Origin of the sequence: Clostridium sp. HMP27, assembly GCF_000765165.1 — a bacterium.
Taxonomy (GTDB): Bacteria; Bacillota; Clostridia; order Clostridiales; family Clostridiaceae; genus Clostridium_AK.
Genome location: NZ_JMFY01000036.1, coordinates 1 through 12,952, shown reverse-complemented (window position 1 = coordinate 12,952; position 12,952 = coordinate 1). Strand labels below are relative to the sequence as shown.

Sequence of the window (12,952 nt, the reverse complement as noted above, 5' to 3'; positions counted from 1 at the left end):
CCTTTTGATTTCAATCATTTTCAATCACCCCTACAAATTCATATTTATTAAGTTGTTTACACCATTAATATGTAGCATTTTTTTACGATTGCGTCGTAATATAAGAAAGATACGACGGAACTAAATATAAATTCAAGTTACATAAGCCCTACAAATAAATTGGAATTTGTTAGTTACTTGTATTCATTCGGAACAGGAATATCAAATCTCTCGCACAATAGTTTTACATCATGCACATCATTTTCATCATGCTCATAGCCCAAATGAAATAATACTTGATTTTCAGCATCAATACATCTTACCACTTTATCACCTATTTTCCCAATACCACTAAACACCTCTGGGGGATATGCTTCTCCTTCAAAAACAATGTATCCTTGTTCGTTGAATTTAAATATATGAAGGTCAATTATCCTACCCTTAGTATCCTTCCAAACCGTGTGAGATGTGGTTGTATATGATTCTGTAACTTCAGTAAAGCCGTTTTCTTTTAATATTCCAATAAACTTTTTACTGTTACTTTCTTCCACAAATAAATCAATATCATTGTGTGCTCTTGTTTGCACTTCTAATAGTGCATCTACTCCCCAACCACCATCTATCCAAATGCTAATTCCATTTTCTTCAGCATATGTTATTATCTCAATGGCATCTGTTTTATTTAACATTCAATCCCTCCATTCAAATTACTATTTATTGATTTGTTTACATCGTTCATATGTCGTCATATTTTACGATTGCATCGTAATATAAGAAGATTACGAATTAATAGTTAAAATAAATTCATGAAAAATTCTGCTACTACTTTAAGTGGATTTTTAGATTTATATAATAAACCTATTCCTATTAGCAATACGCCTATGGTTGTCAATGCACATCCTAATATTCCATTTAGTTTTAAGAGGGAGGTTTCTAACAGTAGAATTATCACTCCAGATATCATAAGTATTAAATTTACTATTATATTTTTCACTTTAATCACCTCTTTTTCTATTTATAATTAATTCATCATATACTACAAATGTGACTTAAGAATATTACACTAAGCAAATGTTTTCACATTGCTGATAACGTCCTTTAAAATCACTTAGTAGAAATATATGCATTTTTACTAATATGTCTTTTTCTTTTTATAATATCTTTTAACGTCATAGCTTCACAACAAATTCCATCATTATAAGAATATATGTAACTATCTTCAGGCGTCCTATCTTCACTATTTTTAAAATGGTTACATTTAACGTCAAGCTCTTTAATTATCGAGTTTGCCCTTCTTATTTCTCTATTAAGTAACCTGATTAATTCTTTCTTTTTTAGAAACTCTTTATCATCAATATACTCTACTAACATGCTTAAAATAAATCCGTGCCCTGCATTATGATCCAGCCACCACTGATCTTTCTGGTGATTATGTAATAAATTTTCATCTTTATCTATAGCTCTCAATCTATTCCACTGCTCAAGTAAATATCTTTTATTCAAATTTGTCACCCCCATAAAATTTAACAATATATGTTTATTATAAGTTATAACTATAATGTTTCACAACATCGTAATATCATAATAAAAAGACAAAATAATAGCCACCAATTGGTTAGTTAACAATTTGTGGCTGCGGATTTTTAAATAATTCCTTATTCTATATATAACTTAGCTATTCTAATTATATCCTCAAAGTTATTCCTATATCTCAAAATATGTTCAAGTAGTTCTTCGTGTTTAGGTTCCTTGTACCTATGAGATATTCTATTTCTAATGAGTCTTGATTTTTCAAGAAATAAATATATATCTTCGTTTATTATTCTATCTTTTTTTAGGATGTTTAAGCTTTCATGTATTGATATTCCTATCTTATACTTTTTCATATCTTTAAGAAGTATTGAAAAAAAGTCTTCTAGTATAGTATGGAAACTAACGAATAACTGCCTTAAGCTTGATTTTGCGAGCTTAATAATTAGGTTATCATCTTTTTTATTCTTGAGCACGTCTAAACACTCGTCCATGTCTGCAATGCACTCCTGCATGTCTTCTATAACTTTTCTTAATCTTTCTTGATTCATGATAATACATCTACCTTTCTAAAATACATAAAGTTCTCATTTTCTCTATATATTCTATCAGTTTCGTTATACAAAATCTCTAAAGACATTCCATTATCTTCAGTAAAAATAATCTTTCCAGTATTTAAAATACTTATCTTTACAAAAATATCTAAGCTTTCGCTTCTAAGGTCTAAAACATCTATTTCTCTATTTAAAAGATTTTGGAAAAACAGCTCTATTTCTAAAATACTATCTAGTTCAATTGATTTACTGGCTAAAAGAGCTATATCCACATCTGATTCCTCATTGAACTCATTATCTAAGTCATCACTAACAATACTTCCAAACATAAGCATGGTTATGATATTATATTTTTTTATGAAGTTAAATACCTCTTCTGACTTTAATTTTTCTATTATCTCTACTTTATCATATGCTTTATCCACTTATTAATTCACCCACTTTTGAATAATGTACCCTTAATAGCGCAAAAACACTTATTGCAAAGATTATAGCCTATCCCTTTGCAAAATAAAATTTTATCTCTTCCAATACTTATATTATATACCATATTTAATGAAATAACATCAGAACTATATTATAATTATATTAGGCACATGATATATCAATATTTTAAGGAGATCCTACCTATGAATATAACTTTGTTCATTGTTCCAATTGTGTTATGGATTTTGGCTTTAATAATTAATACTGGAAAAGCAAACTTTTTAATTGCAGGATACAATACTGCACCGCAAAAGCAAAAGGATAAGGTAGACGAAAAAGCACTGTCTAAATTTATGGGAAAGTTTCTTTTTATTTTAGGCTTAATTCAGTTAGTCGTTCCAATTGCTAGCCTTTTGAAGCCTGATAATTTAAAACTTATTGTAATGTGTGTGAACATTGTATTTATCCTTGTTACAATTGCTGGAGTTATTTATATAAATACAAGCAAAAGTTTTCAAAAATAGCTATTTATAGTGTGTTGAGTAATTTTGGCATAAAATAATAACCACCAGCTAGTTCCTTACTAATTGGTGGTTATTTAAATATTATTTCTTCCTTGCATAATTATCCTAATATACCATACTTAACTTCAGATAGTTTACTACAAAACTTTTAAATAGAATAAAATTAAAAACAATTTTATCTCTTGGATAATTTCCAGTCTTAATACCTTTACTTTAAACTTGCCACTTGCCATGTGGGTGGCACCTTTTAAATGACCTTCTGATACTCTGGTTTCCACTTAAGTCTTGCTATACCAACTTGTCCATTTCTATTCTTAGCAACTATATTTTCAAGAATATCCTTGTTCTCTGCATCTGGGTTATAATAGGCATCCCTATACAAAAACATAACCACATCAGCATCCTGTTCAAGGCTTCCTGATTCCCTAAGATCAGAGAGCATTGGTCTATGGTTAGCTCTTGCTTCTGGTGCTCTTGAAAGCTGAGATAAAGCAATTATTGTAATTTCTAGTTCCTTAGCTAGTAGTTTTAACTGTCTTGAAATTTTGGATATATCTAAATTCCTGCTTTCTGACCTCTCCTCAGTGTTTATGAGCTGCAAATAATCTATTATAACAATGTCCAATCCCTTTTGTATTTTTAATCTTTTACATTCAGCTATGATACTTCTAAGGGTAAACACCTTATCGTATATATAAAGACTTGACCTGGATAAATCATTAGATACTTTCATAATCTTTGCCCATTCTTCATCCTTTAAGGCTCCAGTTTTTATGTTGCTGCAGTTTATTTCACCTAAAGCAGATAATGCCCTCTCAAGAATTTGATTTTTTCCCATTTCTAAATTAAAAAAGGCTACCTTTGCATTTTCATTTATTGCTGTATTTAAGGCAATGTTTAGTGACATAGCTGTTTTCCCCATGGATGGTCTTGCAGCTAGTATTATAAACTCCTCTTTATTAAGTCCTCCAAGCATTTTATCAATTAACCTATAGCCTGTGCTAATGCCTGGAATATCTCCTCCATTTTCATATCTTCGCTGAAGTATTTCAGTAACCTGCATTAATGCTTCTTCTGTATTTCCATCCTGAACATTATCTTTTGTTCTCAGCTTTAAAAATGCATCTTCTAATGAATTCACAATGTCATCACAGCTTTTATCTTTATCCTGAAGTTCTTTTTTCTTAAATTCGAGGAGATTTATCATTTTTCTTAAATTGGACTTCTCCTTAATTATTTCCCCATAATATTTTGCATTATATACTGGCAGATAGGATGTATAAACTTCGCTTAAATAGCTTATTCCACCTGCTTCTAAAAGGCTTTCACCTAATTTATCACTAAGAGTAACTAAGTCTATAGGAGTGCTCTTCTCATATAAATTCACTATAGCGCCATAAATAAGTTTATGCCTTGTATTGTAAAAATCATCGCTGTCTAAAAGGTCAATAACACTGCAAAGGGCATTATTGTTCTTAAGAATAGCACCTAAAATGTTCACTTCTGCCTCTAGATTATAAAACCTATTAATATCCACCTAAGTCACCCCTACTCTACGTATACATAAGCTTCAGCATTAGCACCTTCAAATTTAATTTCACTGCACTTATCTTTATTTTTATCCTTCCAGTCCCTTTGATAAGCTAAAACTCCTTCACCCGTTGTAAGACCAAGACTATACCAATTATTTAAAATAGAGTCTATGTATTTCATACTTCGAGCATTATGATAGGCTGCCTCTTTAATAGCCAAAATTATAGAATCACAGCTCATATCCTCACTCCAATCCTTAAGACTTTCAAACTCTATAGGAGTTATTGGGTGAATATTGTTATTGAACACCTGTACAACTTCACCGATACCTGTATTTTCTTCCTCATGAGCCTCATCCCCATAAACATCAGCAGCAGAGTTCCTTATTATTTCTTCTGCTTCTTCTTTTTCTTCTACTTCTTCAATTTCTTTTTTAATTTCTTCTTCCCCTAGGTCCTTATAAGCCCCTTGTAAGCCCCTTATTTTTTCCTGAAAGTCCTCTACTCCATCAAAAATTAAATGTATAGGGTATCCTAATTTTTCACATAGCTCATATAATTTGTCCACAAATTCCCTATGTTTAATTTCTTTTATTTCCTTATTTATACACTTTATTGTGTTTCTGCTGTTTATAAAATTGTATTTTATCCAATTTAAAATCATTATTTCTTTAGTTTCTTCGCAATATTCTATTTTGCCATAGGTGATAAATCTCTCTAGTAGCTTGCTCACAGTTTCCCTATTATAGCCTGTCTCATATTCAATAGTTCTTTTAGGAAGTTCAAAGATTCCACATTGTTTAGTATTGGTGCATTGAAGCAAGTAAACATAAAAAAACTTCTCCTCCGGTGTTAAATCCATAACAAAAGCATCTCCCCAAAATGATAATTGTAATTGTCTATATAGTGCCATAAGTAATCCACCTCCAAAAAATTTCTACCTATATATTTAATATGCAAAAATATAAAGATTGCTGTGAAAAATTAAAATTTTTCAATAAAATATCTGTTATATAAATTTTCTCTTTAAATTAATCCTAAGTTTTAAATTGTAATTTTTTACACTATCATCCAAATATTAATAGCTTATCAATAACTTTCAACTAATACTTTGATCAACACTCTCCATACTATAAAAGAAGCCTTTTATAAGGAGGGTTTTATTATGGATACTAATAATTTTTCCCGGAACGCAGATACAAATTCGATGCTAGGTAAGCCACTAGCTATGGGCGACAAAAATTTACTTCCTATAATGTCTGATGCACTAGATTGTGGCGATAAAGAAATGAAAGCAAAAACAAACAGAACTACTAACAAAAATGGAACCTATAAATACACAAACGAAAACGATGGTGGCTAATCATAATAGTAATTAGGCATAGGTGCTAATACCTATGCCCTAGCATCTACTATAAGCTAGATTTTGTATTATTAATTAAAGCTAGTATATGCTCTACACCTTCTTATTAAATTCTACATGTAAGCTATTCATCACTTCACTTTCTAATCTTAGACAAACTGTTATAGGCTCTTCTCCATGAATTTATTTAATTACTTTTCTTTGCACATTTTATATTCTCCCTAGTACTTATCACAGCTCTTATCCGTTCCAATTGTTTCTATTTGTATATATATGACACTTAACTTAGAAAAAATGGGACAAAAAACCTAAAAAAACTTCTTTTTAATTTTTTTTATTCTTTTTTTTAAATTCTGTCCCTTTTTTTTAAGCCGAAGTGTCTTATATAGTTATATATGAGAATTTTATTTTAATTTGTAAAATTATAGCTGAGGGGTGTTAATTATGAATTATGGTGAAATTGAATCAATTGTAAAAGAATTAGTAGTATTAGAAGAAGATGAGTATTTAGATTACACTAAACAAATGATTGAGTTTGTTAATGCAAAAGTTAATAAGGAATATATTAAGGATTTATTTACTTATTATGATAAAGAGGATTTAAAACTTGATATATATTTAAAAGTTTATGGTTTACTAAATAAAACCGAACCTAAAAGCTTTGTAGAAATATTGTGCTATTCAAAGGCAGCTGTTAATAACTTTATAAAAAATAAAAAAAGAGCATTATATTTAAGATTATGCAAACGTATATATAAACCTCTTCAGAGCTCCTATTCACAGGAAATATATATGGATAAAATAGCTCAAATGGCTCATTATACAAAATCCCTATGGGATTATATATCCTACAACCCCATTCCAAGTTCTGTAATGAATAAACTTACGAGTACTGATAAAGATGTACTAAATTTTATTTTGCGTTATGGAGATATTTCAACAAAATTTTATGCAGCTGTTGAAAAAATTGATGAGGAAACTTCTAAAAAAAGAATAACCAGATTTAGAGAACATATCTCCTATAGAATGCTTCTATGGAAGAAAAGTCATCCTGAAGAAGCTAAGTTAATTCCTGAAGTGTTTTCTTATATAAAAAATAAATAACTAGATATAAGGAGATTTATATATGGATTTAGAAGAATCAGCTCTTAAAGCCCAAGGAGGAGATAAAAAATCTTTAGAAGATTTATTTATATATTTTAAGCCCTACATTTTAAAACAAGCCCACTGTATATATGTAAAGGGTTATGATATAGATGATTTAATTCAAATAGGTTATGTAAGTCTTATGAAAGCCATAAAGATGTACAAGCCTTTAAATAAAAACTTTAATTACTATGCTTTAGCTTCAATCAAAAGAAACTTTTATTATCTTATAAGACAAGAAGCTCGGCATAACGGAGAATACAGTATGGAGTTTGAAACCGGTGGTGGATTAACCCTAGCTGACAGCATAGAAGGCAAATTTAACTTAGAAGAGGATTTTGTAAAAAAGGAAGATGTAAAAAGGTTAAAAGAAGTCTTAAAACTCTTAAATAAAGAAGAAAAGGAATTAATAAAATGGGTGTATTTTGATAAGAAAAGTCTAAAAGAATATACGGAGCTAAAAGGAATTACTTATTATCAGGGAAGATACAAAATACAGAAGGTGCTGCAAAAGCTTAGAGAAGGCTTTCAGTAACCAGTTGTTAGCAAGCTCAGCTAAGGCCTTCGCTATAGAGTCAGTTTTAATTATAAATCAACAATTGTTGTATAGATGATTAAATTGGGGTATAATTAATATTAATAAGACAAGGTTAGTTAACAAAGGAAGTATAAACATGGAACTAGAATTAATTGACATAACTACAGGTGTTGAATTAGACAATTTTAATAGTAATAATCCTTCTCTAGATACATACCTAAAAAGACAAGCATATTATGAGCATATGATGCATTTTTCTAATACTAAGTTGGTAAAAATAAATAATCAAGTTGCTGCATTTTTTACATTGGAATTTAGAGAGGTAAAGATACCAGTGGACTATGATGATAATATCTATCCAGTAGTATGCTTAAAATGTTTAGCTGTGGATTGTAAATTTCAATCTAATGGTATAGGCTCAACAATACTAGAGTATATAACACCACAGTGCCAAGAACTTTCAGAATTTGTCGGTTGCAGATGTTTAATTATAGATGCAGTAAAGGAAAAGGTAAATTGGTATAAAGATAGAGGATTTCAATATATTGATAGCGAAGAAAGTATAAATGAATATGATGTTACTGTACCAATGTTTATAGATTTTAGAGATACTGAATTAGTAATAGATTATTTTGATGAGGAGGTGTAAGCAATCATGGCTATAGAAAGAAGAGATAGATCAATAATTTTAACAGGAGAGACTGCTAAGAACTTCAATTATAAAATGAAAAGCTTAGATCCAGATGTAATATATAAGCGTGATAAGTTTATACGAGACTCAAAAGAAAAAATTCAAGTTCATAAGTCAAATGGCAAAATAACGTTAATTATAAAATAAGAAGCAAGTGTGGCCAGCAGGTACGACGGACCCCTTAAAAAACGGAGCTATGCGAAAATGTTACATTTAAAGCGAACAGTTAAAGGTAAAAGTAGCGTTTAGAAAAGATACATCTCAGAAAAAATAATACAAAAATTTGGCGATAGTCCGGTAGGAAAACTACAGAAATCTATATACACAGGTTTCTGTAGTTTTTTTATGTAATGAAGTCGCTAATCCCTAATTCCTATCCCCTAACAAAAATTGTTTGCAATTTTTTCTCACTTTCCTTCTTTCTGCATATTAAATAGTGAAAGGAGTTGATAGTATGGCTGTTACAGCTGATATGGTTAAAAAGTCTTTAATTCTTGAATATGTAGTGGGAACTGATGACGAGGGCAAGGATGTCATTGGAAGTCAAAGATTCTCTAAAATTAAAACTACTGCTACTGATGATGCTTTAAATGCTGTTGCACAGGCAATATCTCCAGTACTTAAAAATCCAGTTTTATATACTAAGAAACAAGAAGACAGTGTTTTAGCATAAGACCAAAGGCCTTATGCTAAGGTGCTAGGCCCAAGGTACTAGGAGTTAAGTAATGTAGAAATTTTTCCTTGCAAAATTTCATCCTATACTAGTAACTAATACCTAAAAAAGAGGAGGAATGATTTATGGCTAAGAGTTTAGTTTTATCCTTTGTGAATGTTGGAGGAAAGAAGACCAGCATCACAGTAAACAATATAAAAGATGCAGTAACTGCTGCAGAGGCTAATACCCTTATGGACACTATAATTGCCCAAAATGTCTTTGAAACAAAAGATGGAGATCTCGCTAGCAAAAGCGGTGCTTATGTAGTGGACAGAGAAAAAACTGAGATAACATTATAATTATTACCTATGAAATAAAATAGTAACCTTTTATAACCTATGCAAGGCGGTAAGTCCATTCCCTAGGGGGCGCTGCCATTATATAAATAATTAAAGAAGAGAGTTTTATTTAAAACTCTCTTCTTTCTAAATTACTTTTACATAAAATGTTCTGCTTCTTGGGCCACCAATGAGGCTTTTATATGTACATGACAATTTTCTTCCATATGAAGATATCCATTTTGTTCAGGAAGTATACAAAAGCGCATTCTTATATACTATTTTCATAACTGATTATTCCTCTATAAACTGGATTTTGTACTATAATTAAAGGTAATGTATACTCTACACCTTTTTATTAAATTCCACATATAAGCTGCTTGGTATTTCATTTTCTAATTCTAGTAAAACTGTTATAGGCTTTTCCCCATGATATTTAATAGTACTTCCTTTGCCTATATAGATGTAGGGTTCTACAGCTCCATCTATTTCTCTATACTTTCTAACAAATAAGTGTAGATTAACTTCTCTTTCTTTATTACGTATGATATTTTGCCCTCTTTCAGATGATTGGGCTGTGCTGTTTGGACTTTGCCATTGAAAAAGCTTTCTACTTATAAACTTATCTTGATAATTTATGCTTTCCTTAATATCCTCTTCCTTATGCAAATCTATAAATAAAAAGTACTCTTTTCCATTAGTTATAAGGCCGCTGCCTCTAAATGAGCTGTGGATTTTAGTATAATTAGATAATAGTGCTGTATCTATCATTTGATACTGTTCATATAACTTAAAAAATGGCACGCCATAGTAGGTATCGCCAAATTCCTTTTCATATCTTATAAGGCCATAATTTATAATATCTTCAATGTATACTTTATATTTTTTATTATTAATTACAGTTAAAAATTCATCTGTATTTTTTAATACTCCATCTATATAATTAAAACACTTAACATTACTTTTAAGCCGTGCTGAATCATAATAATCCTGATTTAAATATTTAAAGGTATGTTCAATACTTTCATTATCCACAGCCTTTATATACTTTAGTACTTCATTTTTTCCCTGCTCTAGAGTTATTTCAGAATTATTTAGTAAATATCTAATTATTGCATATTCATAAACTCTTTTTATTGGAATGCTACTTGATAATTCTTTAATAATTTTAAAGAAACTATCATTTAATAAAAGATTTTGGAGCTCTTCGTCCTTTTCTACTTTTGCTACAAATCCTAAATAGGTTTTTTCTTTATTTATAAATTTAGTTGGATCTGGTGACCCATCATATCTTACATAATCCATTAATAAATATGGAACTTTCCCATTTCTCATTCTTTTAAATTCAGTATATTCTTCTTTTAGATATTTCATAGAATTAAAGTTTTCTTCACTTAACTGCTCTAATATTCTTTCTTGAGAAATTCTATCCATTTGAATATTTGTGCATCCTGGTAAACTAGCAAATTCCGTTGCTACAGCTACTCTTAAACTATCCTTATCGTAATATCTAGAACCATTTAAGGCTATGGCAATTAAAAAAACTTTGTTATGATTTCCTATAAAATCTAGTACAGTTAAAAAGCTTTTGCTTTCATGTTTTCTTAAGCCCCTGCCTAATTGCTGTATAAATACTATTGGTGAATTTGTAGGTCTAAGCATTAATACTAAATTAATGGAGGGTATGTCTACACCTTCATTAAAAATATCCACAGTAAAAATCACTTTAAGCTCATCCTCGTCAGATTCTAACTTCTTTATGTACTCTTCTCTTTCCTGCGGTGAATTGTTTCCTGTTAAGCATACACTTTTAATGTCTCTTTTATTAAATTCTGCTGCCATATATTCAGCGTGTTCTATGTTTGCACAAAAGCCTACAGCTTTTAATTTTTCTCCATCATAGCCATAGAAGTTCATCTTTTCAACTATAAGGTCAACTCTTTGATTCACCTGTAACCTTTTAGCAATTTCATCAATATCCTTTAAGTTAACATCACTTAAGTCTATATCTTCTATATCAGTTATGCCGAAATAATGAAATGGAATAACTAAGTCCAAATTTAAAGCTTCACGAAGTCTAACTTCTAAAGCAATATTATTGTTAAACAAGTCAAATATACCATCCCCATCACTTCTCTCTGGTGTGGCAGTCATACCAAGTAAAAACTTTGGTTTAAAGTATTCTATAACTCTTTTATAGCTGGGACTCGTGGAATGATGTGCTTCATCAATAATGATATATTCAAATTCTTCTCTGCTAAATTCATGTAAGCTATTATTTAAAGATTGTATTGTGGAAAACAAATAATCTGCAGTAATATCCTTTTGGCCTCCTGTTAAGAAACCTGTTGTTCTTGATTTATTTTTATTTAATCTTTTAAATGTCCTCTCTGCGCTTTTTAATATATCTTCTCTATGAACTATAAACAGCATCTTTTCAGGTTTAAAGTTTAAAACATCAAAAGCTGACATATATGTTTTCCCTGTTCCCGTTGCAGCTATAACCAGTGCTCTATTTTCTCCAGATACTCTTAACCTATTTAAATTATCCATGGCTTTTATTTGCATTGAATTAGGTTTTATTATTTTATAGTTTTCAAATTCTACCTTTTTAGATTTATCTATTTTCTTAATTTCTTTTATAAACCTACTATAGTTTTCTATAAATTCTTCATCTGCAATTTCCGTACAGTTCCAAAGGTTATCATATTCTTTTAATACATCTTTAATGAAGTTATCATCCTTCTTAGAAATCACCCTAACATTCCATTCAATATTGCTTTTCAATGCCCTTTGGGTAATGTTTGAAGATCCTATGATGATCTTGTATTCATCCTTGTTTTCAAATATATAAGCTTTTGTATGAAAACCCTTATCTTTATCTGCAATAAAAACCTTTAAATCTATATTATTAAAAGCTTTTATCCTTTCCAAAGCCTTAGGTTCTGTAAAGTTTAAATAAGTTGAAGTAATTATTTTGCCACTTACACCTTTTAGTTTTAATTCTTTAAAAGTATCTAATAAAAGCTGAAGCCCACTAAAATTAATAAAGGCCACACTAAAATAAAACCTTTCACATTCATTTAAGCATCTTTTTAATTCATTTAATAAGTTTCCACTTTCAGAGTTCACTATTAATTTGTTATTTATAAGGTATCCATTATTATCAATATTTTTAGGTTCTACAATTGCTGATTCATTTTCAATTATTTTATTAGGAATAACAGTTTCTGCTATGTTGTTCATGTATCTTACCTCATAACTTAAGTTTGTATATAGGATTAGATATTATAGTTTCATTATTCTACAGAAATGGGTATTTACCTTTAAATTTCATAAAAAAACATCAGGGGCTTGCTCTGATGTATAAGTATTTCTTTAATCTTTTTCAATTCTTTATCTATAAGGACTACTCTATCTCTTACCTTTTTTAGTGTTAATCTCCCAATTACTATTGATATAATTCGGGGATAATTTTAGGCTAAAAATTAGTTTCGATTAGCGCTAAATTGTATATATTATTGCTAAAAGGTGCACACCTCTACATTGATATATTTCCCCATACTGGATGGCTCGAGAGGACAGAATGAATGTCTTTCGAACTGTCTGTTCTCGGAAACATATCCACAGCATTTTTATTGCTATCGGTATGTGTAAACATGTCGACATAAAAATA

At 29.8% G+C, this 12,952-nt stretch carries 16 protein-coding genes; 8 read left to right on the top strand and 8 right to left on the bottom strand.

Annotated elements, in window-relative coordinates; all coding sequences use genetic code 11:
• Nucleotides 1-173: 173 nt before the first annotated feature.
• From DP68_RS15645 to DP68_RS15625, 5 genes are all read right to left on the bottom strand, one after another.
• The gene (locus tag DP68_RS15645; protein ID WP_035311192.1) at nt 174-668 is read right to left on the bottom strand and encodes an aminoglycoside nucleotidyltransferase; all 495 of its coding nucleotides are present in this window, start codon (nt 666-668) and stop codon (nt 174-176) included.
• 104 nt (nt 669-772) lie between these two features.
• Nucleotides 773-973: a hypothetical protein gene (locus DP68_RS15640; RefSeq protein WP_035311191.1), complete on the bottom strand. Its 201-nt coding sequence runs from the start codon at nt 971-973 to the stop codon at nt 773-775.
• Nucleotides 974-1,083: 110 nt separating this feature from the next.
• Nucleotides 1,084-1,482: a hypothetical protein gene (locus tag DP68_RS15635; RefSeq protein ID WP_035311188.1), complete on the bottom strand. Its 399-nt coding sequence runs from the start codon at nt 1,480-1,482 to the stop codon at nt 1,084-1,086.
• Nucleotides 1,483-1,634: 152 nt separating this feature from the next.
• Nucleotides 1,635-2,060, bottom strand: a complete 426-nt coding sequence (locus tag DP68_RS15630; protein ID WP_035311186.1) for a hypothetical protein — start codon at nt 2,058-2,060, stop codon at nt 1,635-1,637.
• Complete coding sequence (locus tag DP68_RS15625; RefSeq protein ID WP_035311185.1) at nt 2,057-2,488, bottom strand: nucleotidyltransferase domain-containing protein; 432 nt, start codon at nt 2,486-2,488, stop codon at nt 2,057-2,059. Before DP68_RS15625 ends, DP68_RS15630 begins: the two co-directional genes overlap by 4 nt.
• Before the next feature lie 204 nt (nt 2,489-2,692).
• Between DP68_RS15625 and DP68_RS15620 the strand changes: the two genes are divergently transcribed.
• On the top strand, nt 2,693-3,013 hold the full coding sequence (locus DP68_RS15620) for a DUF3784 domain-containing protein (protein WP_035311183.1): 321 nt from the start codon (nt 2,693-2,695) through the stop codon (nt 3,011-3,013).
• A 247-nt stretch (nt 3,014-3,260) separates the two neighbouring features.
• Here DP68_RS15620 and dnaB read toward each other — a convergent pair whose 3' ends face one another.
• Both dnaB and DP68_RS15610 read right to left on the bottom strand, forming a co-directional pair.
• Complete coding sequence (dnaB, locus tag DP68_RS15615) at nt 3,261-4,550, bottom strand: replicative DNA helicase (protein WP_035311181.1); 1,290 nt, start codon at nt 4,548-4,550, stop codon at nt 3,261-3,263.
• Nucleotides 4,551-4,561: 11 nt separating this feature from the next.
• A complete protein-coding gene (locus DP68_RS15610; protein ID WP_052085846.1) occupies nt 4,562-5,458 on the bottom strand; it encodes a DnaD domain protein in 897 nt (298 codons plus the stop codon).
• A 252-nt stretch (nt 5,459-5,710) separates the two neighbouring features.
• Between DP68_RS15610 and DP68_RS15605 the strand changes: the two genes are divergently transcribed.
• From DP68_RS15605 to DP68_RS15575, 7 genes are all read left to right on the top strand, one after another.
• Nucleotides 5,711-5,908 (top strand): hypothetical protein, encoded by a 198-nt coding sequence (locus tag DP68_RS15605; RefSeq protein ID WP_035311180.1) that lies wholly within the window; start codon nt 5,711-5,713, stop codon nt 5,906-5,908.
• 444 nt (nt 5,909-6,352) lie between these two features.
• Nucleotides 6,353-7,012, top strand: a complete 660-nt coding sequence (locus DP68_RS15600; RefSeq protein ID WP_035311177.1) for a hypothetical protein — start codon at nt 6,353-6,355, stop codon at nt 7,010-7,012.
• Nucleotides 7,013-7,034: 22 nt separating this feature from the next.
• A complete protein-coding gene (locus tag DP68_RS19055; RefSeq protein ID WP_052085845.1) occupies nt 7,035-7,589 on the top strand; it encodes a sigma-70 family RNA polymerase sigma factor in 555 nt (184 codons plus the stop codon).
• Nucleotides 7,590-7,728: 139 nt separating this feature from the next.
• Entirely contained in the window at nt 7,729-8,241 is a 513-nt protein-coding gene (locus tag DP68_RS15590) for an N-acetyltransferase (protein WP_035311175.1), read from the top strand.
• 6 nt (nt 8,242-8,247) lie between these two features.
• Nucleotides 8,248-8,430, top strand: coding sequence for a hypothetical protein (locus DP68_RS15585; protein WP_035311174.1), 183 nt, complete (start codon nt 8,248-8,250; stop codon nt 8,428-8,430).
• A gap of 307 nt (nt 8,431-8,737) precedes the next feature.
• The gene (locus DP68_RS15580) at nt 8,738-8,956 is read left to right on the top strand and encodes a DUF1659 domain-containing protein (protein WP_035311172.1); all 219 of its coding nucleotides are present in this window, start codon (nt 8,738-8,740) and stop codon (nt 8,954-8,956) included.
• A 125-nt stretch (nt 8,957-9,081) separates the two neighbouring features.
• Nucleotides 9,082-9,297 (top strand): DUF2922 domain-containing protein, encoded by a 216-nt coding sequence (locus DP68_RS15575; protein ID WP_035311170.1) that lies wholly within the window; start codon nt 9,082-9,084, stop codon nt 9,295-9,297.
• A gap of 324 nt (nt 9,298-9,621) precedes the next feature.
• Here the strand turns inward: DP68_RS15575 and DP68_RS15570 are convergent, their stop codons facing one another.
• Nucleotides 9,622-12,522, bottom strand: coding sequence for a DEAD/DEAH box helicase (locus DP68_RS15570; protein WP_035311169.1), 2,901 nt, complete (start codon nt 12,520-12,522; stop codon nt 9,622-9,624).
• Nucleotides 12,523-12,952: the final 430 nt, after the last annotated feature.